Annotated in this window: 21 protein-coding genes and 2 pseudogenes; 16 read left to right on the forward strand and 7 right to left on the reverse strand. The window is 60.1% G+C overall.

Annotated elements, in window-relative coordinates; genetic code table 11:
- The first annotated feature begins 83 nt into the window (after nucleotides 1-83).
- The 10 genes from AC4ANK_RS03715 (at nucleotide 84) to AC4ANK_RS03760 (ending at nucleotide 9,952) form a co-directional block, all read left to right on the forward strand.
- Entirely contained in the window at nucleotides 84-701 is a 618-nt protein-coding gene (locus AC4ANK_RS03715) for an NUDIX domain-containing protein (RefSeq protein ID WP_002551795.1), read from the forward strand.
- Nucleotides 692-1,144 carry a DUF1249 domain-containing protein gene (locus tag AC4ANK_RS03720; protein ID WP_002551796.1) on the forward strand — a complete coding sequence of 151 codons (453 nt, stop codon included), beginning with the start codon at nucleotides 692-694 and terminating at the stop codon, nucleotides 1,142-1,144. The genes AC4ANK_RS03715 and AC4ANK_RS03720 overlap by 10 nt, the downstream gene beginning before the upstream one ends.
- 197 nt (nucleotides 1,145-1,341) lie before the next feature.
- Nucleotides 1,342-1,716, forward strand: a complete 375-nt coding sequence (locus AC4ANK_RS03725) for a hypothetical protein (protein ID WP_005731103.1) — start codon at nucleotides 1,342-1,344, stop codon at nucleotides 1,714-1,716.
- An 87-nt stretch (nucleotides 1,717-1,803) separates the two neighbouring features.
- Nucleotides 1,804-2,610 (forward strand): 3',5'-cyclic-AMP phosphodiesterase, encoded by an 807-nt coding sequence (gene cpdA, locus AC4ANK_RS03730; protein ID WP_002551797.1) that lies wholly within the window; start codon nucleotides 1,804-1,806, stop codon nucleotides 2,608-2,610.
- 88 nt (nucleotides 2,611-2,698) lie between these two features.
- Nucleotides 2,699-3,316 (forward strand): YqiA/YcfP family alpha/beta fold hydrolase, encoded by a 618-nt coding sequence (locus AC4ANK_RS03735; RefSeq protein ID WP_005731105.1) that lies wholly within the window; start codon nucleotides 2,699-2,701, stop codon nucleotides 3,314-3,316.
- A 76-nt stretch (nucleotides 3,317-3,392) separates the two neighbouring features.
- Nucleotides 3,393-5,297, forward strand: coding sequence for a DNA topoisomerase IV subunit B (parE, locus tag AC4ANK_RS03740; protein WP_002551799.1), 1,905 nt, complete (start codon nucleotides 3,393-3,395; stop codon nucleotides 5,295-5,297).
- Nucleotides 5,294-6,271, forward strand: coding sequence for an esterase-like activity of phytase family protein (locus AC4ANK_RS03745; RefSeq protein WP_002551800.1), 978 nt, complete (start codon nucleotides 5,294-5,296; stop codon nucleotides 6,269-6,271). The genes parE and AC4ANK_RS03745 overlap by 4 nt, the downstream gene beginning before the upstream one ends.
- The gene (locus tag AC4ANK_RS03750) at nucleotides 6,268-6,801 is read left to right on the forward strand and encodes a retropepsin-like aspartic protease family protein (protein ID WP_002551801.1); all 534 of its coding nucleotides are present in this window, start codon (nucleotides 6,268-6,270) and stop codon (nucleotides 6,799-6,801) included. Before AC4ANK_RS03745 ends, AC4ANK_RS03750 begins: the two co-directional genes overlap by 4 nt.
- Nucleotides 6,802-6,811: 10 nt before the next feature.
- Complete coding sequence (gene parC, locus AC4ANK_RS03755) at nucleotides 6,812-9,073, forward strand: DNA topoisomerase IV subunit A (protein WP_002551802.1); 2,262 nt, start codon at nucleotides 6,812-6,814, stop codon at nucleotides 9,071-9,073.
- A 183-nt stretch (nucleotides 9,074-9,256) separates the two neighbouring features.
- Nucleotides 9,257-9,952 carry a PqiC family protein gene (locus AC4ANK_RS03760; RefSeq protein WP_029241083.1) on the forward strand — a complete coding sequence of 232 codons (696 nt, stop codon included), beginning with the start codon at nucleotides 9,257-9,259 and terminating at the stop codon, nucleotides 9,950-9,952.
- A 448-nt stretch (nucleotides 9,953-10,400) separates the two neighbouring features.
- On the opposite strand, the gene AC4ANK_RS03765 is transcribed toward AC4ANK_RS03760, so the two are convergent.
- Nucleotides 10,401-11,942 carry a histidine kinase gene (locus AC4ANK_RS03765; RefSeq protein WP_460384228.1) on the reverse strand — a complete coding sequence of 514 codons (1,542 nt, stop codon included), beginning with the start codon at nucleotides 11,940-11,942 and terminating at the stop codon, nucleotides 10,401-10,403.
- Between the two features lie 130 nt (nucleotides 11,943-12,072).
- On the opposite strand from AC4ANK_RS03765, the gene serB reads away from it, so the two are divergent.
- Nucleotides 12,073-13,287 carry a phosphoserine phosphatase SerB gene (gene serB, locus AC4ANK_RS03770; protein WP_002551805.1) on the forward strand — a complete coding sequence of 405 codons (1,215 nt, stop codon included), beginning with the start codon at nucleotides 12,073-12,075 and terminating at the stop codon, nucleotides 13,285-13,287.
- Between the two features lie 66 nt (nucleotides 13,288-13,353).
- On the opposite strand, the gene AC4ANK_RS03775 is transcribed toward serB, so the two are convergent.
- The 4 genes and pseudogenes from AC4ANK_RS03775 to AC4ANK_RS03790 form a co-directional block, all read right to left on the reverse strand.
- Nucleotides 13,354-15,138, reverse strand: coding sequence for a cyclic-di-GMP receptor FimW-related protein (locus AC4ANK_RS03775; RefSeq protein WP_460384230.1), 1,785 nt, complete (start codon nucleotides 15,136-15,138; stop codon nucleotides 13,354-13,356).
- Between the two features lie 259 nt (nucleotides 15,139-15,397).
- On the reverse strand, nucleotides 15,398-16,261 hold the full coding sequence (gene asd, locus AC4ANK_RS03780; protein ID WP_031594760.1) for an archaetidylserine decarboxylase: 864 nt from the start codon (nucleotides 16,259-16,261) through the stop codon (nucleotides 15,398-15,400).
- A gap of 156 nt (nucleotides 16,262-16,417) precedes the next feature.
- Nucleotides 16,418-17,230: pseudogene (locus AC4ANK_RS03785) on the reverse strand (rhodanese-like domain-containing protein); the annotation flags it as partial.
- A gap of 45 nt (nucleotides 17,231-17,275) precedes the next feature.
- Nucleotides 17,276-18,811: an HDOD domain-containing protein gene (locus AC4ANK_RS03790; RefSeq protein WP_002551808.1), complete on the reverse strand. Its 1,536-nt coding sequence runs from the start codon at nucleotides 18,809-18,811 to the stop codon at nucleotides 17,276-17,278.
- 207 nt (nucleotides 18,812-19,018) lie between these two features.
- On the opposite strand from AC4ANK_RS03790, the gene motA reads away from it, so the two are divergent.
- Nucleotides 19,019-19,870 (forward strand): flagellar motor stator protein MotA, encoded by an 852-nt coding sequence (motA, locus tag AC4ANK_RS03795; protein ID WP_002551809.1) that lies wholly within the window; start codon nucleotides 19,019-19,021, stop codon nucleotides 19,868-19,870.
- A 3-nt stretch (nucleotides 19,871-19,873) separates the two neighbouring features.
- Nucleotides 19,874-20,899, forward strand: a complete 1,026-nt coding sequence (gene motB / locus AC4ANK_RS03800; RefSeq protein WP_002551810.1) for a flagellar motor protein MotB — start codon at nucleotides 19,874-19,876, stop codon at nucleotides 20,897-20,899.
- A 61-nt stretch (nucleotides 20,900-20,960) separates the two neighbouring features.
- On the opposite strand, the gene rsgA is transcribed toward motB, so the two are convergent.
- The gene (rsgA, locus tag AC4ANK_RS03805; RefSeq protein WP_002551811.1) at nucleotides 20,961-21,992 is read right to left on the reverse strand and encodes a small ribosomal subunit biogenesis GTPase RsgA; all 1,032 of its coding nucleotides are present in this window, start codon (nucleotides 21,990-21,992) and stop codon (nucleotides 20,961-20,963) included.
- 108 nt (nucleotides 21,993-22,100) lie between these two features.
- On the opposite strand from rsgA, the gene orn reads away from it, so the two are divergent.
- Nucleotides 22,101-22,637 carry an oligoribonuclease gene (gene orn / locus AC4ANK_RS03810; RefSeq protein ID WP_002551812.1) on the forward strand — a complete coding sequence of 179 codons (537 nt, stop codon included), beginning with the start codon at nucleotides 22,101-22,103 and terminating at the stop codon, nucleotides 22,635-22,637.
- Between the two features lie 66 nt (nucleotides 22,638-22,703).
- Nucleotides 22,704-23,258, forward strand: a pseudogene (locus AC4ANK_RS03815) (trimeric intracellular cation channel family protein); the annotation flags it as partial.
- 271 nt (nucleotides 23,259-23,529) lie between these two features.
- On the opposite strand, the gene queG reads toward AC4ANK_RS03815, so the two are convergent.
- The gene (gene queG, locus AC4ANK_RS03820; protein ID WP_002551814.1) at nucleotides 23,530-24,624 is read right to left on the reverse strand and encodes a tRNA epoxyqueuosine(34) reductase QueG; all 1,095 of its coding nucleotides are present in this window, start codon (nucleotides 24,622-24,624) and stop codon (nucleotides 23,530-23,532) included.
- A 63-nt stretch (nucleotides 24,625-24,687) separates the two neighbouring features.
- Here queG and AC4ANK_RS03825 point away from each other — a divergent pair, with 63 nt between their 5' ends.
- Nucleotides 24,688-26,178 carry a bifunctional ADP-dependent NAD(P)H-hydrate dehydratase/NAD(P)H-hydrate epimerase gene (locus AC4ANK_RS03825; protein WP_002551815.1) on the forward strand — a complete coding sequence of 497 codons (1,491 nt, stop codon included), beginning with the start codon at nucleotides 24,688-24,690 and terminating at the stop codon, nucleotides 26,176-26,178.
- Nucleotides 26,179-26,191 lie beyond the last annotated feature (13 nt).

Below are 26,191 nucleotides of genomic sequence, written 5' to 3' on the forward strand. Positions count from 1 at the left end.
CTGCATCTTCAAGGGGGCTGCATCTTAACGTCGATGCGCGTTAGGATGGCCCGATGTCAAAAACGGCGGCAAGCGAGAAACCCATGACCCAGACCACACGATCTGCACCAAGCGCTTTTGAAACCATACAGCGTGAAAACTGCTTCAAGGGCTTCTATAGGCTGGACAAGCTGCATGTGCGCCACGAGCTGTTCGCAGGTGGCATGAGCAAGGAAATCAGCCGCGAGCTTTTCGTTCGCCACGATGCGGTTTGTGTACTTCCTTACGATGCCAAGCGTGACGAAGTGGTGCTCATCGAGCAGTTCCGCGTGGGTGCCATGGAAAAGACCAGCAACCCGTGGCTGATCGAACTGGTCGCCGGGCTGATCGACAAGGATGAACAGCCGGAAGAAGTTGCTCATCGCGAGGCAGAGGAGGAAGCTGGACTGGTGTTCCGCTCGCTTTGGCCCATCACCAAATACTTTCCTTCTCCAGGTGGCAGTAATGAGTTTGTTCACTTGTACCTGGGGCAGTGCAGCAGTGAAGGGGCAGGCGGAATTCACGGGCTTGAGTCCGAAGGCGAAGACATCCGGGTCACAGTCTGGTCATTCGATGACGCAATGCAGGCGATGAAAGACGGAACAATCAAAAACGCGTCGACGATCATCGCCTTGCAATGGCTGGCGCTGAATCGTGCGGAGATAAGGGGTTTATGGTCGTGAATCTATTGCGCGAGCGCTATCGTGTCGACCTTGCCGGGCTGCAGGCTGCGTGTGAGGCCAACTACGCGCGCCTGATGCGCCTGCTGCCCGACATGCGTAACGAACAGCGCTCACGCCGCGTCGCCGTCACCCAGGGCGACCAGATGCTGGGCGTACTGGCCGTCGAAGTATTGCTCGACTGCCCGTACACCACCACCCTGCAAGTCCGCCAGGAACACAGCCTGCCATGGCTGCCGGTGCCGGTGCTCGAGGTTCAGGTATACCACGACGCACGCATGGCCGAAGTCATCGGCGCCGAGCATGCGCGGCGCTTTCGCGGCATTTATCCCTACCCCAACGCCGACATGCACCAGCCAGACGAAAAGGCCCAGCTCAATTTGTTTCTGGGCGAGTGGCTGAGTCATTGCCTGGCGTGTGGGCATGAGTTTGAGGCAGTGCGTTAACGCCTCATCAATTGTCATTGCACTACTGCTCCTTGGCTTCGCCCTGTATTTATCCCACACCGGATTGACCGATAAGTGACGGCAGCTGACAGCGGGCAGGCTCCAGTCTTGTAGGTGGTTTCTGAAAATCCCCCGGCACCTTGGATTTGAAACCACATGCCTTACATTCGACCTGAATTTATTTGCAGGTATAACGAATGAGTGACTTAGGCACCCCACGATGTCTGTTAGCGTGCTTCTCGGGAATCACCCTCAGCCTTTTCAGCTATCTCGGGTTGATAACCCTGACAGGCAGCGCTCTGCGTTGGGAACACTTCCTATATACGGCCATTACCGGAGTGGTCATCGGTATTCTGTCTTTGAGGCTCATGCCGTGGATCGTTCATCTGGCTGGACTGGCAGGAATGATTCTTGGCGTTGTCCTGGAGCTTTTGTTGGCGGGATATCTCTGGCCTGGAATGCCTTATGAGCGGGTGCTGAGCTATCTCTTGGGTGCGGGACTGGCGGGCATGGTGTCTGCCGGACTTATTGCTTTAATTGTGCTCAAGCACCGAGCAAATCAGCAAATGTGACCAAATGCTCGTCTGCGCTCACATTCCCGGTTTACCCGCCCGCTGCCACGTCACATAATCGCGCTGAATCCTCTCTGGGAGACGGTCTTGCCAAGCGCAGCCCCTTCATCGTCAGTTTTGCTGGTACAGATATCCGACAGCCACCTGTTCGCCGAGGCGGACGGGGCGTTGTTGGGTATGAGTACCCGCGACAGTCTGGAAAAAGTCGTTGATCTGGTCCTCGCCGAGCAGCCGCAGGTTGATCTTGTGGTTGCAAGCGGGGATATCTCCCAGGATGGCAGTGTCGAGTCTTACGAAGCGTTTCGCCGGATAAGTACGCAGATCGCCGCGCCCGCGCGCTGGTTTGCCGGTAATCATGATGAATTGCCGCAGATGGAGCATGTCGCACAGGCTGAAGGGCTGCTTGAGCCGATCATCAACATCGGCCGGTGGCGGGTGACACTGCTGGATTCGGCAGTGCCCGGTTCGGTGCCAGGTTTTCTGGCCGCTGGGCAATTGCAGTTGCTGGAGCAGTCCCTGAGCGAAGCGCCTGACCGGCATCATCTGGTTTGCCTGCATCACCACCCGGTGGCCATCGGCTGTGAATGGATGGCACCCATCGGTCTGCGCAATGCTGACGCGTTGTTTGCGGTGCTGGATCGATTCCCGCAGGTTCGGGCCGTATTGTGGGGGCATGTACATCAGGAGTTCGACCAGATGCGTAACGGCGTGCGCCTGCTGGCGTCGCCCTCGACCTGCATTCAGTTCGCGCCGGGCAGTGCCGATTTCAAGGTAGACACCACGGCACCGGGCTATCGCTGGCTGCGACTGCATGACGACGGACGGCTGGAAACCGCTGTTTCCCGAGTGGTCGGCATGGAGTTCGAAGTCGATTACGGCGGCACCGGCTACTGAATGAGCGGGCGGACACGTTTCCAGTGAGGTGTTGTAGCGTAAGTCCCTGTAAACTACACGGCTTTGCCTTGCACTCGGGAGCGACAGCGTGACGAGCGACACACCTTCACTGCTATACATCCATGGCTTGAACAGCTCGGCCCTGTCGAGAAAGGCCTGTCAGTTGGCCGCGCTGATGAAGTCATTGGGTCTGGCTGATCGTCTGCAAGTCCCTGAACTGCATCACCATCCGCGTCAGGCTATGGGGCAGCTTGAAACCGCTATAAAGGAGCTGGGACGGCCATTACTGGTCGGCAGCTCGCTCGGCGGCTACTATGCGACTCATTTGGCGCAGCAGCATGGCCTCAAGGCGGTGCTGATCAACCCGGCAGTCAACCCGCATCAGCTGTTTGACGGGTTTCTCGGCGTGCAGCAGAACCTGTACACCGGCGAGCAGTGGCAGTTGACCGAAGACCATATTCAGGCACTGGCCGAGCTGGAGGTTCCTGCTCCCCAGGACCCGCAGCAGTTTCAGGTGTGGTTGCAGACCGGTGACGAGACCCTTGATTATCGTCGCGCCGAGAAGTTTTACCGGGCCTGTGCCTTGCGCATTCAGGCGGGCGGCGACCACAGTTTTCAGGGTTTTGCCGAGCAAATGCCAGCGTTGTTGAGCTTTGCCGGGTTTGCCCCCGATCTGTTGCAGAAGATCGACCTGTCGGCGCTATAGGCGATCGATGCCCGGCCTACTGAATGCAAGAACATTGAACCCCCGAAATTCCATGAAAGATTGATAACGAGAACCCATGGCCAATCCCAGCGCTAGCTCTTATAACGCAGACGCCATCGAAGTCCTCTCGGGCCTCGATCCGGTTCGCAAACGTCCGGGCATGTACACCGACACCTCGCGGCCCAACCACCTGGCTCAGGAAGTCATCGACAACAGTGTCGACGAAGCTCTGGCTGGTCACGCGCGCTCGGTACAGGTCATCCTTCATGCCGACAACTCGCTTGAGGTGTCCGACGACGGCCGCGGCATGCCGGTGGACATTCACCCGGAAGAAGGTGTGTCCGGCGTCGAGCTGATCCTCACCAAGCTGCATGCGGGTGGCAAGTTCTCCAACAAGAACTACCAGTTCTCCGGCGGCCTGCACGGCGTAGGGATTTCCGTGGTCAACGCGCTTTCCACTCAGGTTCGGGTGCGGGTCAAGCGCGATGGCAACGAATATGAAATGACCTTCGCCGACGGCTACAAGGCCACAGAGCTGGCGGTTATCGGCACTGTCGGCAAGCGCAACACCGGGACCAGCGTCTATTTCGCGCCCGATCCGAAGTATTTCGATACCCCGAAGTTCTCCGTCAGTCGTCTCAAGCACGTACTCAAGGCCAAGGCGGTTCTGTGCCCGGGCCTGCTGGTCAGCTTTGAAGACAAGTCCACTAACGAAAAAGTCGAGTGGCATTACGAAGACGGCTTGCGCTCGTATCTACAGGATTCGGTCAGCGACTTCCTGCGACTGCCGGACGAACCGTTCTGCGGCAGCTTCGCCGGTAACAAGGAAGCGGTCGACTGGGCGCTGCTCTGGCTGCCCGAAGGTGGCGACAGCGTTCAGGAAAGCTACGTCAACCTGATCCCTACGGCGCAGGGTGGCACCCATGTGAACGGCTTGCGCCAGGGATTGCTGGATGCGATGCGCGAGTTCTGCGAGTTCCGCAACCTGTTGCCGCGTGGCGTCAAGCTGGCACCTGAAGATGTCTGGGAGCGAATTGCCTTCGTCCTGTCGATGAAAATGCAGGAGCCGCAGTTCTCCGGGCAGACCAAGGAACGTCTGTCGTCCCGTGAGGCGGCGGCGTTCGTTTCCGGCGTGGTCAAGGACGCGTTCAGTCTGTGGCTCAATACCCACTCGGAGCTGGGCCTGCAACTGGCTGACCTGGCGATCAACAACGCCGGTCGCCGCCTCAAGGCCAGCAAGAAGGTTGAACGCAAGCGCATTACCCAAGGCCCCGCGTTGCCGGGCAAGCTGGCTGACTGTGCCGGACAGGATCCGGCGCGCTCCGAGCTGTTTCTGGTCGAAGGTGATTCCGCCGGTGGTTCGGCCAAGCAGGCGCGGGACAAGGAATTCCAGGCCATCCTGCCCCTGCGCGGCAAGATTCTGAATACCTGGGAAGTGGACGGCGGCGAAGTGCTCGCCAGCCAGGAAGTGCACAACATCGCGGTTGCCATCGGGGTTGATCCGGGCGCGGCGGACATCAGCCAGTTGCGTTACGGCAAAATCTGTATTCTCGCCGACGCCGACTCGGATGGTTTGCACATCGCCACCTTGCTGTGTGCGTTGTTCGTCCAGCACTTCCGCCCGCTGGTCGACGCCGGGCATGTGTATGTGGCCATGCCGCCGCTGTACCGGATCGACCTTGGCAAGGAAATCTACTACGCGCTGGACGAAAGCGAGCGCGACGGAATCCTTGACCGTCTGGTGGCTGAAAAGAAACGGGGCAAACCACAGGTCACCCGATTCAAGGGCCTGGGTGAAATGAACCCGCCGCAATTGCGCGAAACCACCATGGACCCGAACACACGGCGTCTGGTGCAGCTCACGCTGGATGATTTCGCTGCTACGTCGGAAATGATGGACATGTTGCTGGCGAAGAAACGTGCAGGTGATCGCAAGTCCTGGCTTGAATCGAAGGGCAACCTCGCCGAGGTCCTGACTTGATACGAGCCTGGCTCGCCGCCCTGACCCTGGTTGCCGCGCCGGTTTTCGCCGCGCCGCTTGAGGTCCTGAAACTGCAATCCGAGCACCCGGTAGACGACATGGTCGGCGGCAATCTGTCGGGTCTGGCCATGTGCAATGGCCAGCTGTGGACCGTTTCCGACCGTGACGACAATGTGCTGTACAGCCTTGATGTGTCGCAAAATACCTGGAAGGCAGAAGCACACCGCATTGACGCACCTGCGCCGCACAGCTATCTGCCGCTCAAGCTGCGTTCGCTGGCAGGCCTTTCCGCGTTGGTGCGTGGTGGTGATCTGGATTTCGAAGGCGTGAGTTGTGATGCAGCCGGTAACCGTTATCTGGTCAGCGAGGCCTATGGCACGGTGCTCAAGGTTCCGGTCAGTGGTGCACCGTTCTGGCTGGACTTGCCGCAGGTACTGATAGAACAGGCGCGCGGCCAGGGCATGTTGCAACACTTCAATGCGATTTTCGAAGGGATTGCCGTGAACGCCTCTGGCGACCGCATCTGGCTGGCCGCCGAGCGCGAGAAGCGCGGGCTGCTGGTTGTGCAGCGCGACAAGGAACAATGGAGCTGCGGGCAAAGCTGCGTGCTGCTGTCCGAAGATGGTAAAGACCTGCTGCCCGCAGAACAGGGGCACAAGACCGTGTCTACGGACTTTTCCGATCTGTCGCTCTACAACGGCAAGCTGTTCACGCTCGAACGTGCGGCCTATCGCATCTGTCGGCGTGGGCTTGAGACCGGGCAGATCGAACGTTGCTGGTCGTTCGCCAAGGAAGCGATGGTGCCTTCGCGTCGCTATGATCAGCCCTACGGCCTGACCGAGGCGCTGGTCGTGGACGAGAAGGGCGCGTGGATCGGCATCGACAATAACTTCGGTGCGCGCGCCGATGGTGAAAAACGCCCGATTGTCTGGCGGTTCGCTGCGCCTGAAGCGGGCTGGAGCGCCGGTCAGTGAGCCAGCCCGCGAATCAACCGCAACCCGGCAAGCGCGCTGGCAAGATATTAATGATCGTGGCCTGGGCTGCTGGCCTGTTTCTGGCGACGCGCTTTTTCGGCAGTTGGGAAGACAAGCAGCAGAACCCTAATACGGTGGTTGCTTCGCAACACGGTGACGGATACATCGAAGTGCAACTGGCGGGTAATCGTCAGGGGCACTTTGTCAGTACCGGCCAGATCAACGGCCGGACGGTAGAGTTCATGATCGACACCGGGGCGACCGACGTGGCCGTACCCGGTGATATGGCTGACAGCCTGGGCCTGAAACGCGGCTTTGCGGTCACGCTCAGCACGGCCAATGGCAACAGTCAGGGTTTTCGGACCACGCTCGACTGCTTGCAACTGGGCGATATAGTCCTGACCAATGTGCGTGCTCTGGTGGCACCCGGTCTGGACGGTGAGCAGGTGCTGCTGGGCATGAGCGCCATGAAACAACTTGAATTCACACAGCGTGGCGGCAACTTGCTGCTGCGCCAGTCAACGAAATAATGAGGCCCGCATGAGCGACTCCCTTGACCTCAGCCTGGATGGTGTAGAACGCCGATCACTGGCTGACTTCACCGAACAGGCCTACCTCAACTACTCCATGTACGTGATCATGGACCGTGCCTTGCCGCATATCGGGGACGGCCTGAAGCCTGTTCAGCGGCGCATCATCTACGCGATGAGCGAACTGGGCCTGGGGGCTGACGCCAAGCACAAGAAATCGGCGCGTACCGTCGGCGACGTACTCGGTAAATTCCACCCACACGGCGACTCGGCCTGCTACGAAGCGATGGTGCTGATGGCCCAGCCGTTCAGCTACCGCTACACGCTGGTAGACGGGCAGGGTAACTGGGGTGCGCCGGATGATCCCAAATCCTTCGCGGCCATGCGTTACACCGAGGCGCGTCTGTCGCGCTATTCCGAAGTCCTGCTCAGTGAACTGGGCCAGGGCACGGCTGACTGGGTGCCGAACTTTGACGGCACACTGGAGGAACCGGCCGTGCTGCCGGCGCGTTTGCCGAACATTCTGCTCAATGGCACCACCGGCATTGCCGTCGGTATGGCCACCGACGTGCCGCCGCACAATCTGCGCGAAGTCGCCAGCGCCTGCGTTCATCTGCTGGACGACCCCAAGGCCACGGTTCCGGAACTGTGCGAGCACATTCTGGGGCCGGACTATCCGACCGAAGCGGAAATCATCACGCCGCGTGCCGACCTGCTGAAAATCTACGAGACCGGGCGCGGTTCGGTGCGCATGCGGGCCGTGTACCGCATTGAAGATGGCGACATTGTCGTTACTTCACTGCCGCATCAGGTTTCCGGCGCCAAGGTGCTGGAGCAGATCGCCGCGCAGATGCAGGCCAAGAAGCTGCCGATGGTTGCCGACCTGCGTGACGAGTCTGACCACGAAAATCCTTGTCGTATCGTGATCATTCCGCGCTCCAACCGGGTTGAACTGGACGAGCTGATGCAGCATTTGTTCGCGACCACCGAGCTGGAATCCAGCTATCGGGTGAACATCAACATCATTGGTCTGGACGGCAAGCCGCAGCTCAAGAATCTCAAGACACTGCTCGGCGAATGGCTGACGTTCCGCATCGGTACTGTGCGTCGTCGTCTGCAGTTTCGTCTGGACAAGGTCGAGCATCGTCTGCACCTGTTGGACGGTCTGCTCACGGCTTACCTGAACCTGGATGAAGTGATCCACATCATCCGCACCGCCGAACATCCCAAGGCGGAACTGATTGCACGCTTTGGCCTGTCGGAAATCCAGGCGGACTACATCCTCGATACCCGTCTGCGTCAGTTGGCGCGTCTGGAAGAGATGAAGCTGCGCAGCGAGCAGGAGGCCCTGCGCAAAGAGCAGGCCAAGCTTCTGGCGCTGCTGGGCAGTGAGTCCAAACTGCGCAAGCTGGTCCGTGCCGAACTGATCGCCGACGCTGAAACCTATGGCGATAATCGTCGTTCGCCGATTGTTGCCCGTGCCGAAGCCAAGGCGCTGTCTGAAAACGAATTGATGCCCACCGAGCCGGTAACTGTCGTGCTTTCGGAAAAAGGCTGGGTGCGTTGCGCCAAAGGCCACGATATTGATGCCACCGGGCTTTCCTACAAAGCAGGGGATGGTTTCAAGACGTCGTCCATCGGCCGCTCAAATCAGTTCGCCGTGTTCATCGACTCGACCGGGCGCAGCTATTCGGTGGCAGCACACACCCTGCCATCTGCACGAGGCCAGGGCGAGCCGTTGACCGGTAAACTGCAACCGCCACCGGGTGCGACGTTCGAGTGCGTATTGATGCCCGAAGATGACGCGCTGTATGTGATCGCTTCGGATGCCGGTTATGGGTTTGTCGTCAAAGGCGAAGACCTGCAGGCCAAGAACAAGGCGGGCAAGGCGTTGCTGAGCTTGCCGAACGGGGCAAAAGTCATCTTGCCTCGGCCGGTGCCCGACCGTGAACAGAACTGGCTGGCAGCGGTGACCACCGAAGGCCGCCTGCTGGTGTTCAAGATCAGCGATTTGCCGCAGTTGGGCAAAGGCAAAGGCAAAGGCAACAAGATCATCGGTATTCCGGGTGAGCGGGTAGCCAGCCGAGAAGAATATGTGACCGATCTGGCGGTGATTGCGCAGGGCGCGACGCTGGTACTCCAGGCAGGCAAGCGAACGCTGTCGCTTAAACCTGAAGACCTTGAACATTACAAGGGGGAGCGGGGCCGACGTGGCAATAAATTGCCAAGAGGCTTCCAGCGCGTAGACGCGTTATTGGTGGAAAATAGCTAAAAACATTGATCTGGCACCAGCGTTCTTCGTTTTGCCATGAAGTACGATGCATAATCGCTGGAGTCATGATGCATATTCACGGATGATATGGGGTCTTGGGGTGCATGCGTGGCTCAGTGCCTGCATGGGTCTTGAAAGTACTTATACTGTGGCCTGCCTCGGGGCGGCCACCTGGATGGGATGATGAATTTTCTACGCCTTCCCCTGATCTTGCTGATGACTGGCGTTTTGGGTCTGGCTGGTTGCAGTGTGCGCCAGCCGACCGCGCTTTATCAGCTCGATAGCGGTGAGCCTGGTCAGCCGAAACAGAGTAGTGGTCTGGCAGTATTGCTGGGTCCTGTTTCGGTGGCCGACTATCTGCAACGCGAAACCCTGCTGCAACGCCAGCCTGACGGCACTTTGACCGCATCGCCAGACGGGCGCTGGGCGGGCAATCTGTCTTCGGATATCGACCAGTTGCTCTTGCGTCAGCTGGCCTGGAAGCTGGACAGCCAGCGTGTCGTCATGGCGCCTGCGGTTGCCAACTTCACACCGGACGTTCAGGTCGTACTGTCGATCACCCGTCTGGACTCCGGTGCCAAACAGCCTGCCGTTCTGGATGCGCAATGGCGTCTTCTGGACCGTAAAGGTCATGTTCGTGACAGCCGACTGGTGCACCTTGAACAGGTCCATGCCGGCAGCTCCGCCGACCAGGTCAAGGCCCAGGGCATGCTGTTGCAACGCCTGGCCGATCAGGTCAGTACTGCGATCAAGCCGATTTCCTGGCAGCCGATCGAAGAACCGAAAAAGCCCCCGGTCGCCAAGGCCAAAGAGCCTGACAAACCAAGAATTCCAATGGCCTCGCCCATACGTACCGATCTTGAAGTGTTCCGCTTCTAGGGTTGGCCCAACAAAAAAGCCCGCAGCGATGCGGGCTTTTTGTTGGACGCGAATCTTCGCTTCTCACACCTCGACGTTCCTGACGCACAACGCAGTCAGGAGGACGCAGAGCGTCCAGAACGGCATGCCCACGCGGAGCATGGGCACGATGGTGATCTTGCGGGCACCTATCGTTCCGCACGCTCCAGCGTGGGAATGCCTTGAGTGACGCTCTGCGTCACAGATCTGTGCCGCGCTGCACCGTCAGGATCGGACGCGGAGCGTTCAGAACGGCATGCCCACGCGGAGCATGGGCACGATGGTGATCTTGTAGACACCTATCGTTCCGCACGCTCCAGCGTGGGAATGCCTTGGGTGACGCTCTGCGTCACAGATCTGCGCCGCGCTGCCACAGTCAAGGTCGGGCGCCTCTCGTCCTGTGCTTACGCATGTGAACGAGAGGCGGTGGTCAGGCCTTGTTGGATTCGTGCATGCGCGCCAGCTGGCGTTCGAGCATCGAAGGGTAGGGCTCCATCAGGCGTTCCACACAGCATGCGCCTTCAGGGCTGGCGATAGGACGGATACGGGCGCGCTGGCGTATCAACGGGTCGTCGTTGATACGGCGTTCAACCAGCAGCAGGTTGCGGCTGTGCTGAGACAGCGCCAACGCATCCTGCGCCGTTTCAGTCAGCAGCAGGTCGATCTGGCTCAGACCGCTCAGGCCCTCACCCAGCGTCAGGCCCAGTTGCAGTTGCAAGGTGATGCCGCTGTCGGCCACCTCGATCTGCAAGGCATGGCTCAGGGCACGCAATAGCTCGCCGCAGCAGATTGCGTTGGTGAGGTAGTCATCACCGCTTTCGTGGCTGTGAAACAGCATCAGGGTGCTGCCATCGTTCAGGGTATGCAGCTCGCTTTCATACAGCGAGGCGGCCTGATCGAGGCAGTCGCGATAACGTTGCAGCAATTCGGTCAGTCGTGCGCGCGGCAGGCGGCGCAATTGGTCCTGCGCGCCCAATTGTACGGCCAGCACGGCGCTGTTGTGCGGCTCGACGGGCGCTACCGGCGCAGCCACAGGGCGTGCAACTGGTGCGGTATTCGAATTGTCACGCAGGTCCGCAAACGGATCTTCGTCGTCGTCTTCATCTTCTTCGGCAACAATGCGACGCTGGACTGGCGGTGCCGGCAGGCGCGGCTTCGGTTCGCTGCTGCGTGCCGAGACCGGTGGTGCAGGTCGCTCTTCTGGCTCCAGGTACGGATCGTCAACGTCGTCCTCGTCGCCGTCATACTCGGGTTCGGGCAGCGGCTCCGGCTCTGGAACCGGTGGTGCGAACGAGGTGCGCAGTTGCCGGGCCAGATCGCCTATTTCATCCTGGCGGTCGGTAGCCGGGGTGTATGGGTCGATGTCGCGCAGCCAGATGCGCATCTGCATCAATGGCGTGGAGATATGGCGACCGAGGCGCAGGCTCAGGGCCAGCGCCAGGGCCAGCAGAATGCCCGCCAGAATGCCCATGCTCTGCAGGCTGATGGTCATCGGCTGCTGGAACTGTGACATGTCGAGGCTGATGCGCAGATGACCCGCCATCACGTCCTGAAACGTGATCTTGATTTCATACAGGCCCTGAGCCTCACCCAGAAGCCCGTTTTTCGGGCGCTGGCCAGCTTCCGCAAGAATGCGGTTATCCACACTGTAGATAGCGGCATGCGCTACCAGCGGGTTCTTGACCAGATTGCCCAGCAGCACGTTGAGACTGAGGATGTCGTTGGACACCAACAGCTCGGTGGCCGAGGTGGCGGTCTGGGTCGTCAGGGCCTGCCCCAGCGCATCCGCCTGTTCATGCATGGCCTGCTTGAATTGCAGACCCATGACACCGGCGTAGATCACCAGCGCCAAAGCGATCAGGATCACGTTATGGCTGGCAATGCGCAAAGCGATCGGTACACGGCGATGACGCAGGGCACGAAAGATGAGCAGGAAGAAATTATCGGTTTTAACGGGCGTGGGCCGGTTCACAGAGCACGGCTCTTTCGGTGAAGTTGTCGCGCAGTATAACGAGCGACCCAGTAGCGGCAAAGCGCTGCCTGTGCCCGGTGGTCACTGAATGTGGTTAGAATGCGGTTTTTTTCCACTATGGGGGTGCGCCTTGCGCGAAATCGTCCTGATTAACATCACAGGTGTCGACCGTCCAGGTCTCACTGCTGCCATCACCGGCGTCCTCGCCCAGGGTGGCGTGAACATTCTCGATATTGGTCAGGCGGTTATCCACGACACCCTGTCGTTCGGCATCCTGGTTGAAATTCCGGATACCGTGCAGGGTTCTTCCGTGCTCAAGGACATCCTGTTCACCGCCTACAAACTCGATCAGCAGGTCCGTTTCACGGCGGTGTCCGAAGCGGATTATCAGCACTGGGTTGAAGGTCAGGGCAAGGCCCGTCATATCGTCACACTGCTGACCCGCAAGGTTACGGCCGAGCAATTGCAGTGCGTCAGCGCCATTACGGCTAAATACGGGCTGAATATCGATCAGATCGATCGTCTGTCCGGGCGTATGCCGCTCGACACGCCGGCCGACAAGGGCAAGGGTTGCATCGAGTTCACCGTGCGCGGCGAGCCAGCCGACCCGAAAGCCATGCAGGCGGAGTTCCTCGCAGTTGCCCAGGATCTCAACGTAGATATCGCGTTCCAGCAGGATTCGCTGTTTCGCCGCAACCGGCGTCTGGCTGTGTTCGACATGGATTCGACCCTCATCGAGGCCGAAGTGATCGACGAGTTGGCCAAGGCTGCCGGTGTGGGCGAGCAGGTTTCCGAGATTACCGAGCGTGCGATGCGCGGCGAACTGGATTTCAGCGAAAGCTTCAAGGAGCGTCTGGCTCTGCTCAAGGGGCTGGATGTCAGTGTGCTGGATGAAATCGGCGCTTCTCTGCGCTTGACCGAAGGCGCCGAAACGCTGTTCTCCGAGCTCAAGCGTCTGGGTTACAAGACCGCTATTCTTTCGGGTGGCTTCACCTACTTCGCCAGGCAGCTGCAAGCAAAGCTGGGCATCGATTATGTGTACGCCAACGAGCTGGAAGTGGTCGATGGCAAGGTAACCGGCGTCGCTGTAGAGCCGATCGTCAATGCGCAGCGCAAGGCAGACCTGTTGCGCGAGCTGGCGCATAAGGAAGGCTTGAGTCTGGAGCAGACCATCGCGGTCGGCGACGGTGCCAATGACTTGCCGATGCTGGCGATTGCCGGGCTGGGTGTCGCATTTCGCGCCAAGCCGCTGGTCAAGCAATCAGCAAAGCAGGCGATCTCGACGCTGGGACTCGATGGCGTGCTATATCTGTTGGGTTTTCGCGACCGCGAAGGAAAGCGCTGACGCTCAGGCCGTGGTGGTTTGCCCCTGATGGCGAGGGGCCAATCGCGACGGCTGTCGCAGTGATCGCTACAGCGTGCCCCACAAGGAATCGAATTCCTGATCCGGCCTGGCCTTTTCGGTTTCGGTCGCTTTCGGGGCGTCGTACATCTGATACTCGAACTGATTGTAACTGGCGCTGCTGACCTGCCGGTTGCTCAGTGACGCGCGGCGTTCTTCACCGGCGACGTTGATCATCACCTTGTTGCCCTCCTGAAAAGGCAGACGCGGTGCGAGCACGGTGGGCGGTTTTTCCATGGCGCGTACTTCCGGCAGCATCAGGGTTCGCAGGTACTGGCTATTCTGCTGTTCGCGAATCAGCTGCATGCCGCACGGTTGGGCAAACGGGGCGATCAGTTCGATCCCCATCTGTGTACCGCCGCTGCGTACCTGGCGGATCCAGCGCACGATGGCAATGCTCCAGCCCTGGCCGGAGTCGTCCTGAATACCCACCAGTTCGCCAGCCTGTAATTGCTGAGGCACTTCCCTCTGCCACGCCAGGCAGTAACCGCCCGGGCTGTGGTTGACGATATTCAGGTCGAAGGTCGGAAACGTGTGCTGACCGTTGGAAAGCGAGTCGTTATCGCCATCGTTCTTCGGGTATTCGATTTCTTCATAGGGCAGCAGGTGCGATGAGGTCTTGCCGCGCTGTGTATCGAAGGCTGAAGCCCAAGGGTCGTCTTCGTCATCATTGGCGATCTTCAGCGAAAAACTCGCAGCACTGCCTGCGCTGTTGAGTTGCAGGAGTTCGCTGAACGACTTCTGACCGGCTACATAAAAATGCAGTGCGCTCATGCCTATGCACAGCTTCAGGGTGCCCTGGCCTGCCGTGCGCTGAAAGGTGCGTTCGGCCACATCACCCCAGGCGCCCGCCAGATGTTGCAGCAGGTCGGTGTTGATACCGGTTGGAATAAGCAACGGCGAAGGGGTGCGCTGGTCATCCGGCAGGGCCAGGTACTGATTGATCGCTTCAGCCAGCGCGTAGGTGTTGATACCCAGCAGCCGAGGAGATTGTTCGTCGCTGAACAGGGTGCGATACAGCGGTGGTTTGTCGACCGTCGGGTCCAGAGCGAAGAGGCTGCTTTCAGTGACCGGCAATTGCAGCTTTACCAGAGGGCTCCAGGCCTCCAGCGCATCGGCCAGTTTGCCGATGTTCAACTGACGCATCTGGTTGCAGCGTGAGCAACCCATCAGCAGCGCGATCACGTAGGTTTGCTCCACGCTCAGCACTTTGCTGTGATGGGCCAGGGGCTCTTCGACCGGCGTGTTGTGCAACTGGTACTGACGGGCAATCTGGTAGATCTGATGCAGCTCGAGCCACAGGCCATCCTGAACGGGACAGTAAAGCTGGTTGGCGCGTATCAGTGGCCCGTTGAGACCATGCAGTGCGCGTTGCAGCGCAGTGCTGAACAGCCCGGCCTGGTCTCGGGTGTAGCGCGGGGCGACCTGCTGAATGATCTGCTTGTAACCGGTTGCGAGATGGTTTTGCAGCGCCTGGCAGAGGTTGGCCACCTTGCGTGGTCGCTCGTCCAGCACAATGGCCTGATTGAGAAAGTGACGTTCAAGGTGCTTGCAGACGAAGTACACCTCGGGCCGCAGCAATTCAAGCAATTGCAGGCGGTTCTCGCTCGGGGTGATCAACTGGTTGAGCTCGGTCAGCCCTTGATAGAGCTGGCGCGCCATTTCTCCGAGGTTCGCCTTGGGCAATCTGGAAATCCAGCGTTTGAGGTCGCGGGGGTTGGCTTCACTGAATGTCAGGCTCGACTGCGTCGGCGTAGGGGCACGCAATAGCAGAGGGAGGCTAAAATTACTCATGTGACAGGCGAACTCCAACAACTCATTGGCCCGGACGGAGGCTTTAGATGGGTGGCTGACGTCATCGCGGAGCGGGGACATGTCGAGCATACGCCCATGAAAGTGCGAAGTATCCTACAGCACCGATCGGGCGACTTTACCAGTATCGGCATCACTACGCAGTAAATATGGCCTGGAGCCATTACTGTCCGGTTTTAAACTGCATGAGCGCCCCTGTTAATGGGGCGCCCATGCCGGGCACTGTGACTTCAAGTCACGATCATGCCTGTGTCGGAACTGCCAATGCCTGGCCCATCTGTACCTTGGAGCCCGCGGTCAGTTGCTCGGCCCATTTCACCTGATTTGGCCCGAACAGCACAATGGCCGTGGAGCCCAGTTTGAAGCGGCCCATCTCGGCACCTTTTTCCAGATGGATTGGCGCACGCGCTGCTTCGTCGTAGCTGAACGTCTTCAATTCACGCTTGGGCGGCGTGACCAGCCCGGCCCATACCGTCTCGACCGACGCCACGATCATCGCGCCGACCAGCACCACTGCCATTGGTCCGCGCTCGGTGTCGAACAGGCAGACCACTCGCTCGTTACGGGCGAACAGCTCGGGTACGTTTTCAGCCGTGGTCTGGTTGACCGAGAAGATGCGGCCCGGCACGTAGACCATTTCACGCAGCGTGCCAGCCAGTGGCATGTGGACGCGGTGATAGTCCTTTGGCGACAGGTAGACGGTTGCGAACTCGCCGCCCATGAAGGGCGCTGACAGCTTGGGATCACCGCCGAGCAGTTCCAGTACGCTGAAGCTGTGGCCCTTGGCCTGGAAGATCCGGCCGTGGTCGATAGGGCCCAACTGGCTGATGGCGCCGTCGGCTGGCGAAAGAATCGCGCTCGGCGTGGTATCGAGCGGGCGGGCGTCGGCTTTCAATGCGCGGGTGAAGAACGCATTGAAGTGCTCGTAGGACGTCAGGTCTTCGACCAGGGCCTGCGACATGTCCACTTGATAACGGCGGGCAAACCACGCGGTGAAAGCGTTTTTGAACCAGCGTACGCGGCATTCGGCAACGCAGCCTGCCAGTCGGGACAGCAGGTGGTGCGGCAGCAGGTACTGGCTGATGATGAACAAGCGGTCTTTCATTGAAGGTCCTGAGGATGAGTGTCCTGAATATTTCTGCGAGGCCTGTCGCGGTTCGCTAGAGCGGACAGGTTCGACGGTTTCGGCTGGTGCTGGCTGCGCAGGCGCGACGGGTTGCGCAACCTCGACTGCCTGGGCGGGCGCGGCGGCCACTTCCGGAAGTTCTACCGGTGTCTCCGGGTGATTGCCCCATTCACCCCACGAGCCGGCATAGGCCTTGACCCTTGGGTAGCCCAGCGCTTTCGCCACCAGATAGGTGAAGCCCGAGCGGTGGTGAGTCTGGCAATGGGTGATCACTTCCTTGTCGGGCGTTATGCCCAGGTCGCGAAGAATCTCTGGCATGTCCTGACGAATACGCAGGTTGCGTGCCTTGTCCATGCCCGCAGTCCATTCGAAATTGACTGCGCCGGGTATGTGTCCGCCCTTGGCCGCGACTACTTTTTCGCCCGAATACTCGGTAGGGCCGCGAGCGTCCCAGATTGCCAGGTCGGCGGCACCCAGACGGCTTTGCAGGTATTCGCGTGTGGCGGTAGGTTCGTCGTGCAGCGTCAGCGTGACCGGGCCGCCTGCAACGGGCGCAACCTCTGTGCTCAACGGCAGCGATTGCGCTTCCCAGGCCAGCACGCCGCCATCCAGATAGTGATAACGGTGATGGCCGATGACATCCAGCAGCCAGATAAAACGCCCGGCCCAGCCACCGCCTTCGTCATCGTAGACGACATAGACTGCATCAGGGTTGTGGCCCAGCTCGCCGAACAGCTGCTGCAGATCGGCAGTGTCGGGCAGTAGGCCAGGCGCAGGAGGCTTGCCCAGTTGCGTACGTTTCGGATCGACAAAGCGTGCGCCGCGAATGTGCCCGGCTTCGTAGCGAGCGCTGCTGGTCAGATCCACGAGGATCAGTTCCGGGGCGTCTAGACGCTCAAGCAGATCGTTGGGTTCGATGACCAGCGACAAGCCAGTGAATGCGGACATTTGCAGCCTCCGATGAAAGGAAAGAGGCGAATTGTACGCCAGGCCTCACGCTTTGCGATGACTAAAGATGCCAAGTGCCCTTTCAATACATTGCGCGGTTTTTCCGAATGCCTGGACGGAAATTTCCGACAAGGCCCCACCACCCTGGTCGGCGACCACCAGCAGCATGACTTTACCGTTGTTGCTCAGCGAGCGAATAAGCCAGTGCTGGCCACTGAACAGGGTTTTCAGTGGCGCGGGCAGCAGGACGGCAAACTGCGCGTTGTTCGCGGGGGTCATGCGCAACTGCGTCGGCTGGGTCAGCAAGCGTTGCAACACGGTGCTTTCCTTGATGAACAGCTGCAAGGAGGCGGTTTCGGCCGGCAGTCCGGCCATCTGATTGACGCGCAGTACGGTCGAGGTCTTGTCCAGCATCAGCAGCATGACCCGCTCCATACCGCACGACATGAACGCGTCGCGGGCCGAGGTGGTCAAGTGCATGGCGTTGATGAACGGGCTGGGGTCCTGCAGCAGCTCGGCGCAGTGCTTGCGCCATAGCTGCAGGGCGTCGGCCGATGGCGGTGGCGCTGGTTCGTTGTCGCGCCTTACACGGCGCGCATCCCAAGGCCAGATCAGCGATTCGGCCGGGTGCCAGAGGTCTTTTTCCGCATGAATACGCGCGCTGCTGGCAGCGTTTTGATGCGCCTGCTGCTGCACTTCGCTGATCGACTGTTGCAGGTAAAGGCTGGTCAGCCGTTCCCAGCGCAGGCAATGCGGGCTGTTCCAGGCATGTTGCGCCGCCAGCGCCAGGCCGTTACCCAGCAAAACAGTATTGGCTGGCTGGTTCAGCCAGCGCCGCAGGTTGGGGTCGGCGTCCATGAGTTGTTGCTGTTGCAGCGGGCTGTGTTCTTCGCGGGCGATGCGCAGCACCTTGGCCAGATCGCGTCGCTCGTTGATCAGCAACTTATAACCGCGCGTGACCCAGATCGGCAGGCGCCAGAATTCGGCGAGTGCCAGGCACAGCTCCAGCAGATTGACGCCGAACAGCTCTTTTTCCACTGCAAGGCTGGAATGGCCCTTGTGGATAACCCGCAACTCCAGCTCTTCGAGCAGCTTCGGATAGGCCAGCGCCATCGGCCAAAGGGGGGAGAGGAAAAGCAGGCTGCCCATATGGATGTCTTGCCAGAGTCGTGCAAGGCGACTGGCAAACAACCCGTTGGCCTGTTGTGTGGCGTGCTGGCTGACCAGAATCAATTGGCGATAGACCGCGGGAATTTCCTCGGGCGGCTTGGCTGGCAAGCGGCCCAGAAGGATTTCAGTACGCGCCAGCCCCAGACGGTTGATCGCAATCTCGAGGCTCTCGGCCTGCTCGGTCAAACCGTGGGTGTGATGGTTGGCCTCGCGCATCACACTCAATACCAGTGCGGGGCTTTCCTGCATCATTTCAGCGATTTCACGCAGTGAGCGGCGACTGTCGTTCAATGCTGCGCGAACGTGCCCATGATTGACGGCAGGGACCGGTAACGCGATGCCGTCAAGCAGCTTGACCCAGGCATCCAGCGTTTTCGGAACGAGATGATGTGCTGCGTGTGCTGTCGACATTCGATGGCCTGTGCGGCTGATTATCTGAGCTGGGAAACCGCCAGCGTACGGGACGCTGAGGCCATTTTCCTCCTTTTATGGAGGCGGATAAATGGGTTTTTCAAAAGAACCGGCTATAGTCTGGCCCAGTTAGGCCGATAAGGAGAAGAAGAGATTCAAGAACTTCCGGACTGTCCCTGAACCCGACTCAGTAAAGTATTTTTTCCTATGGCTAAAATTATCGGCATCATTGTCGTTATCGCGAGTGTCCTCGGCGGATATGTGCTGTCCCATGGCAAGATCATGGCGCTATTCCAGCCCTACGAGGTCTTGATCATCGGCGGTGCTGCACTGGGCGCGTTCCTCCAGGCCAACCCTGGCTACATGACCATGCACGTGTTCAAGAAGTCGCTGAAGATGTTCGGTTCGCGCTTCACACACGCCTATTACCTTGAGGTGCTGGGGCTGGTGTACGAAATCCTCAACAAGAGCCGCCGTGAAGGCATGATGGCGATTGAAGGGGATATCGAAGACGCCGCCTCCAGCCCGATCTTCGCCAAATACCCTGGTGTGCTGAAAGATGAGCGCATGACCGCGTACATCTGCGACTACCTGCGCATCATGTCGTCCGGCAACATGGCTCCTCACGAGCTGGAAGGCTTGTTCGACATGGAACTGCTGAGCATGAAAGAAGAGCTCGAGCATCCATCCCATGCCATTACCGGTATCGCCGACGGTATGCCTGGCTTCGGTATCGTGGCGGCGGTACTCGGTATCGTGGTGACCATGGCGTCGCTGGGGTCGGGCGACAAGGCTGCAATCGGCATGCACGTAGGTGCGGCGCTGGTAGGTACCTTCTTCGGTATTCTTGCGGCATACGGTTTCTTCGGTCCGTTGGCCACCTGCCTTGCCCATGATGCCAAGGAAGAAATGAACGTCTATGAGAGCATCAAGGCGTCGCTGGTGGCGTCGGCCTCCGGCATGCCGCCTTCGCTGGCCGTCGAATTTGGCCGCAAGGTTCTCTACCCGCTGCATCGCCCCAGCTTCAGCGAGCTGGAACAAGCGGTTCGCGGTCGCTAAGTCATGGAAAATAATCAGCCGATTATCATCAAGCGCGTAAAGCGCTTTGGTGGCGGACATCACGGCGGTGCCTGGAAAATCGCGTTTGCCGACTTCGCGACGGCGATGATGGCGTTCTTTCTGGTGCTGTGGCTGATGTCTTCTGCCACGCCCGAACAGTTGCTCGCGGTGGCCGGTTACTTCAAGGACCCGGTCGGTTTTTCGGACAGCGGTTCGCCGTATGTGATCGACCTGGGCGGCTCGCCCGAGATGTCGCCGAATCAGACGCTGAACCCTGAGGTCAAGACCACGCCGTCACCTGACACCGTGCCCCTTGAGGCCGAGACTTCCGAGACCAAAGCTGAAGAGGTCGAGCAGGAGCGTCTGGAGATGCTGTTGCAAGAGCTGCAGAACAAGGTCGAGGAAAACCCGCAACTGCAGAAATTCAAGGACCAGATTCTGTTCGAGATCACCCAGGACGGTTTGCGTATCCAGATCATGGACGCTGACAACCGGCCGATGTTCGACTCGGGCAGCGCACGTCTCAAGCCTTATTTCGAAGACATCCTGCTGGCAATGGCTGACACCATCAAAAGCGTGCCGAACAAGATCAGCATCAGCGGTCATACCGACGCGACACCTTTTGTAGGCAACGGCGGATTCGGTAACTGGGAACTGTCGGCCAACCGCGCCAATGCTGCACGTCGTGCGCTAGTGGCCGGTACCTATCCGGACTCACAGGTGGCCAGGGTGGTGGGTTATGCCTCGTCAGCTCTTTATGATCACGAGAACCCGACCAATCCGGTCAACCGCCGCATCGACATTGTGGTTTTGACCAAAAAGGCTCAGCAGCGTATCGAAGGCGACCAGAACTCCGGTGGTGCGCCTCAGTCCAAACCTGCGCCCGCCGCTCCTGCTACTCCCGCTGCTCCGGGTGCTTCGGTCGGGGCACCGCCAGACCCACGGGCATACGCCCAGCCTCACGAGATCCGGCAGAAGCTGAATATCTTTGACGATGGCAAGTTGCGGGTCGAGCCAGCCCAGAACTGAGCTGCAACCGATACAGAAACGCCGCGATCATCGCGGCGTTTTTGTGTGCGGCGTTCGGTGCTCAGTAACTGTCTTGCGGCAGGCTGGCAATGATCGAACGGTAGCTGTTCATGCGCTGTTGCTGCACGCGGCCATCTTCAAGCCCCTTGAGCAGGGCGCAGCCCGGTTCGCGGTCATGCTTGCAGTCGCGAAAGCGGCACGTGCCGATCAGGTCGTTGAATTCGATGAAGCCAGCTTCTACGTCTGCACGGCTGACATGCCCCAGGCCGAATTCGCGGATACCCGGTGAGTCGATCAGATCGCCGCCACGCGGAAAGTGGAACAGGCGGGCGGTTGTGGTGGTGTGTGTGCCCTGGCCGGAGACTTCGGACAACGGCCCGACCCGGGTATCCGTTTCCGGCAGCAGGCTGTTGACCAACGAAGACTTGCCGACGCCGGACTGGCCAACGAACACACTGATGTGGCCATCAAGCTGGCTTTGCAGTGTCTGCATGCCATCGCCATGATGCGCCGACACTTCCAGCACCGGGTAACCCAGTGTGCGGTAGACCGCCAGCAACGCATTGAGCGCGGGCGCGTTCTGTTCGTCGATCAGGTCAGCCTTGTTGAGCAGCAGCAGCGGACGAATCCCGGCATGCTCGGCGGCCACCAGATAGCGGTCAATCAGGTTGGCATGTGGCTCGGGCATGGGCGCGAACACGATCACGATCAGATCGACGTTGGCAGCCACAGGCTTGAGCTGGCCACGTGAGTCCGGGCGGCGCAGTTCGGTGGTGCGGGGCAGTTGCGCAACGATGACGCCAATGCCCTGATTGCCGGCGCGCCATACAACGCGATCACCCGTGACCAGTGCCGGCAGGTTGGCGCGCAGGTGGCAGCGGAAGACCTGACCGCTTGCTTCGCCTTCCTGAGCCTCGACTTCGACCTGTACACCGAAGTGAGCAATCACAAGGCCGGTCTGTTCGGGGCCGAGGTCGCCGCCTTCCAGTGTTTCAAGCGTAGCGGACTCGCGTTTTGCAGCGCGGGCAGCACGCTCGCCCTGAATTTTTTCGATGCGCCAGTTCTGACGACGATTGAGTTGGCGTTTGGCCATGGGTGTTCCGATGTGATGTAACCGATGAATTAGGCAGTACGATTGATCGGCAGGAGTCTAGCACGGCAGGGTGAGCTAAACTGCGCGCCTACGCTGAGGAGTCGACACATGCAGAACAAGCAGAACCTGATCTGGATCGATCTGGAAATGACCGGTCTGGACCCTGATACCGATGTCATCATCGAAATGGCCACGATCATCACTGATAGCGAGCTGAACACCCTGGCCGAAGGCCCGGTGATCGCTGTGCACCAGAGTGACGAAACGCTGGCGAAAATGGACGAGTGGAACACCCGCCAGCACGGTGGCTCGGGCCTGACCCAGCGAGTACGCGAAAGCACCATCAGCATGGCTGAAGCCGAGGCGCAGACCCTTGAGTTCATCAAGCTGTGGGTGCCGGAGCGCAGTTCGCCGATCTGCGGCAACAGCATCTGCCAGGATCGCCGCTTCCTGTATCGCCACATGCCGACGCTGGAAAACTGGTTCCACTACCGCAATCTGGATGTCTCGACCCTCAAGGAACTGGCTGCGCGCTGGTCCCCCGAGCTGAAATTCAAGAAAGGCAGCACCCACCTGGCGCTGGATGACATCCGCGAGTCGATTGCCGAGCTGCGCTTTTATCGTGAGCACTTCATCAAGCCTTGATCAAGACTCGCGCGTGCAGTGAATAATCTTCGCTGCACTCTTTCAGTGCGCTGGTCGGCTGGTTAGACTGCGCGCCGTCGAGGAATGGACTGGTTCGGCGTGGTGCTGATCGCTTGCGTCACAGCGCTGGGCGGCGGCTCGGTGCGCGATGTGCTGATCGGCCATTACCCGCTGACCTGGGTCAAGCACCCGGAATACCTCATATTGACCAGTGTGGCAGCGTTGGTGACGATCTTTATCGCGCCATTGATGCGCCACCTGCGCTCGTTGTTTCTGGTGCTGGATGCACTGGGGCTGGTGGCCTTCACCCTGATCGGCTGCATGACTGCGCTGGAAGCCGGGCATGGTCTGGTGATCGCGTCAGTGTGCGGTGTCATCACTGGGGTCTTCGGTGGCATCCTGCGCGACATCTTCTGCAACGACATCCCGCTGATCTTCCGTCGCGAACTGTATGCCAGCGTTTCATTTCTGGTCGCGTGGTGTTTTTTGCTGTGCCAGTACCTGCAACTGCCGGATGAACAGGCCGTGCTCATCACCTTGTTCGGCGGCCTGCTGCTGCGCCTGCTGGCGATCCGATTCCGCTGGGAAATGCCCAAGTTCGTCTATAAAGACGAGCCCTGAAGAGGGCGCAGAACGCCCGGAGCTGCATGCCCATACGCAGCACTCTGCTTCATTCACATCCTGAGATGCCCGCAGAGTGGTCTTCTGCCCGGAGGGCGTGGGAGCTTCAGGAGGTCACGACGGCTGCGATGGGCTGCGAAGCGGCCCTGAAACCTGCTGACTCTGTTGTGTCTGATGCACCAAGGCGACCGTTTTTGCTGCAGGTTCCCGACAGTTCGCGGACAAGTCCGCTCCCACGCAAGTTAAGCGTCGCCCGGCCCGCTCAGACGCGTTAGCCCCCTGCGTCTGCCACCCCATGCCTCTGCAGCGCCCATTCCACATGCTCCCTGACCAGTTCCGAGGGATAGTCGCGCCGTGCGTGCAGGGCTTCGATCACCGGGATGGTGGAGGGCGCGTTGCCCAGTCCGACAGCCAGATTGCGTAGCCAGCGTTCGTACCCGGCGCGGCGCAGGGGCGAGCCCTCTGTACTGCTGAGGAATTTGTCTTCATCCCATAAAAACAGCTCGGCCAGCCCTGCGTTGTCCAGGTTGTGGCGCGGCTGGAAATCGCTCTGCTCGGTTGGCCGTGCAAAGCGGTTCCACGGGCAGACAATCTGGCAATCGTCGCAACCGAACACCCGATTGCCGATCAAGGGCCGCAGCTCTTCGGGGATCGCAGTCTTGAGCTCGATGGTCAGGTAGGAAATACAGCGCCGTGCGTCCAGCACATAAGGCCCGACAAAGGCCGCCGTCGGGCAGATGTCCAGGCAGGCCGTGCAGCGCCCGCAATGTTCAGTCGCATGCGGCGCATCGACCGGCAGCGGGATGTCGACAAACAGCTCGCCGAGAAAGAAAAAGCTTCCCGCCTTGCGGTTGAGCACCAGCGTATTCTTGCCGATCCAGCCGAGCCCGGCCTGTTCGGCAATCGCCTTTTCCAGCACTGGCGCGCTGTCCACGAACGCCCGAAAACCAAACGGCCCGATGGCCTGCTGAATGCGCTCGGCCAGTTGCTGCAAGCGCTTGCGGATCAGCTTGTGATAGTCACGGCCCAGGGCATAGCGTGACACATAGGCTTTTTCCGGTTCTGTCAGGCGCTGGGCCATCTCGGTGTCGCCGGGCAGATAGTCCATGCGCAGCGACACCACGCGCAACGTTCCCGGCACCAGCTCTTCCGGATGGGAACGTTTACTGCCGTGGGCTACCATATAGTCCATTTCGCCGTGATAGCCTGCATCGAGCCAGCGTTGCAGGTGCTGCTCGTGCTCTGCCAGGTCCAGGCCGCTGATCCCCACTTCCTGAAAGCCCAGCTCACGCCCCCATGCCTTGATTGAGACGGCAAGGGCGGCGAGATCATCGGAAGTGGGAAGTACAGCAGTAATAGCGGACATGCGCAGAGAGAAACCGGGGCCAAGGTGCGTATAATTCTGCCAGACATCGGAGCCTATAGACGCATGTTCGACACGAAACCTCATTTACCCGACGCGCTGTACAGCGCCGCGCAGGTCCGCGACCTTGATGCACGGCTGATTGCTGCCGGTACGCCAGGCCTGGAATTGATGCTGCGCGCTGCCCAGGCGCTATGGCGGACGATACTCCGACGCTGGCCGCAGGCCAATGAACTGACCGTGCTGGCCGGGCGTGGCAACAATGCCGGTGACGGGTATCTGGTGGCCGCGCTGGCGCACAAGGCAGGCTGGCAAGTCAGGGTGCTGGCTGTCGGCGACCCGGCTGCATTGAGCGGTGATGCCGCTTCGGCGCACGCGGCGGCTTCCGGCATCGACACTCAGGTATGGGCCGGACAGCCGCTGACCGGCGTGGTGCTGGATGCCTTGCTCGGTACCGGGCTCAATGGCGAAGTGCGCGAGCCCTACGTTTCGGCCATCAAGGCGATCAATGCCAGCGGCATGCCGGTCGCCGCCGTGGACATCCCGTCGGGCTTGAGTGCAGACACCGGCCAAGCGCTGGGCGTGGCGGTGCGTGCCGATGTGACCGTTACCTTCATAGGCCTCAAACTGGGCTTGTTGACGGGCGATGCGGCGGACCTGGTGGGCGAGCTGGTGTTTGATGATTTACGCGCCGACCCTGCGCTGGTTGCGCAGGTGCCGGTCAGCGCGAAGCGTCTGAGCGCATCCAGTCTGCCGACGCTGGCATCGCGTCCGCGTACTGCACATAAAGGCATGTTCGGCCGGGTGCTTGTCATTGGTGGCGATCACGGTTTCGGCGGTGCTGCCTTGCTCAGCGCCGAAAGCGCCCTGCGCAGCGGGGCAGGCATGCTGACGCTGGCGACCCGCGCCGAACATATTCCGGCCGCCTTGACGCGCATGCCGGAAATCATGAGTGCGGCCATTCGCTCGGCGAACCAGTTGATGGCGTTGATCGAGCCGGCCAGCGTATTGGTGGTCGGTCCGGGGCTGGGGCAGGCCGCCTGGGGGCGTAGTTTGCTGTCGGCTGCCGCCAACGCCGAGCGGCCTCAGGTTTGGGATGCCGATGCTCTGAATATGCTGGCCGCCGGGGCGGTGAGCCTGCCCAAAGGCTGCGTCATCACTCCGCATCCGGGAGAGGCCGCGCGTTTGCTGGGCGTCGGCATCAAAGACATTCAGGCTGACCGGGCCGCTGCTGTGCGGGCGCTGGCGCGCAAGTTCGATACAGTTTGCGTGCTCAAGGGCTCTGGCAGCCTGATCGCCGATGCGAGCGGACAACTGGCGTTGTGCGACCGCGGTCATCCGGCCATGGCCACCGCCGGACTGGGGGACGTGCTGGCCGGGTTGATCGGTGCGCTGCTGGCGCAGCATCTGACGCCATTCGATGCGGCCTGTCTGGCGGTGTGGCTGCATGCAAGCGCCGGTCAGAAAGTCGGTGAATACGGTCGCGGGCTGGCGGCCAGCGATATTATTCCTGCCATTCGTCAGTTATTGGAGGAGCTGCAACCGTGTCTGATTTAACGCTGCATGTGGT

The sequence above is a fragment of the Pseudomonas sp. Pmew2 genome, from assembly GCF_058129885.1.

What these genes read in the sequence shown, in the direction of transcription:
- rsgA (WP_002551811.1), bottom strand. Translation starts at nt 21,992, where the DNA reads ATGGCCAAACGCCAACTCAATCGTCGTCAGAACTGGCGCATCGAAAAA.
- AC4ANK_RS03725 (WP_005731103.1), top strand. Translation starts at nt 1,342, where the DNA reads ATGAGTGACTTAGGCACCCCACGATGTCTGTTAGCGTGCTTCTCGGGA.
- parE (WP_002551799.1), top strand. Translation starts at nt 3,393, where the DNA reads ATGGCCAATCCCAGCGCTAGCTCTTATAACGCAGACGCCATCGAAGTC.
- queG (WP_002551814.1), bottom strand. Translation starts at nt 24,624, where the DNA reads ATGTCCGCTATTACTGCTGTACTTCCCACTTCCGATGATCTCGCCGCC.
- AC4ANK_RS03775 (WP_460384230.1), bottom strand. Translation starts at nt 15,138, where the DNA reads ATGAGTAATTTTAGCCTCCCTCTGCTATTGCGTGCCCCTACGCCGACG.
- AC4ANK_RS03825 (WP_002551815.1), top strand. Translation starts at nt 24,688, where the DNA reads ATGTTCGACACGAAACCTCATTTACCCGACGCGCTGTACAGCGCCGCG.
- AC4ANK_RS03720 (WP_002551796.1), top strand. Translation starts at nt 692, where the DNA reads ATGGTCGTGAATCTATTGCGCGAGCGCTATCGTGTCGACCTTGCCGGG.
- motA (WP_002551809.1), top strand. Translation starts at nt 19,019, where the DNA reads ATGGCTAAAATTATCGGCATCATTGTCGTTATCGCGAGTGTCCTCGGC.
- AC4ANK_RS03760 (WP_029241083.1), top strand. Translation starts at nt 9,257, where the DNA reads ATGAATTTTCTACGCCTTCCCCTGATCTTGCTGATGACTGGCGTTTTG.
- motB (WP_002551810.1), top strand. Translation starts at nt 19,874, where the DNA reads ATGGAAAATAATCAGCCGATTATCATCAAGCGCGTAAAGCGCTTTGGT.
- parC (WP_002551802.1), top strand. Translation starts at nt 6,812, where the DNA reads ATGAGCGACTCCCTTGACCTCAGCCTGGATGGTGTAGAACGCCGATCA.
- AC4ANK_RS03715 (WP_002551795.1), top strand. Translation starts at nt 84, where the DNA reads ATGACCCAGACCACACGATCTGCACCAAGCGCTTTTGAAACCATACAG.
- AC4ANK_RS03790 (WP_002551808.1), bottom strand. Translation starts at nt 18,811, where the DNA reads ATGTCGACAGCACACGCAGCACATCATCTCGTTCCGAAAACGCTGGAT.
- orn (WP_002551812.1), top strand. Translation starts at nt 22,101, where the DNA reads ATGCAGAACAAGCAGAACCTGATCTGGATCGATCTGGAAATGACCGGT.
- asd (WP_031594760.1), bottom strand. Translation starts at nt 16,261, where the DNA reads ATGAAAGACCGCTTGTTCATCATCAGCCAGTACCTGCTGCCGCACCAC.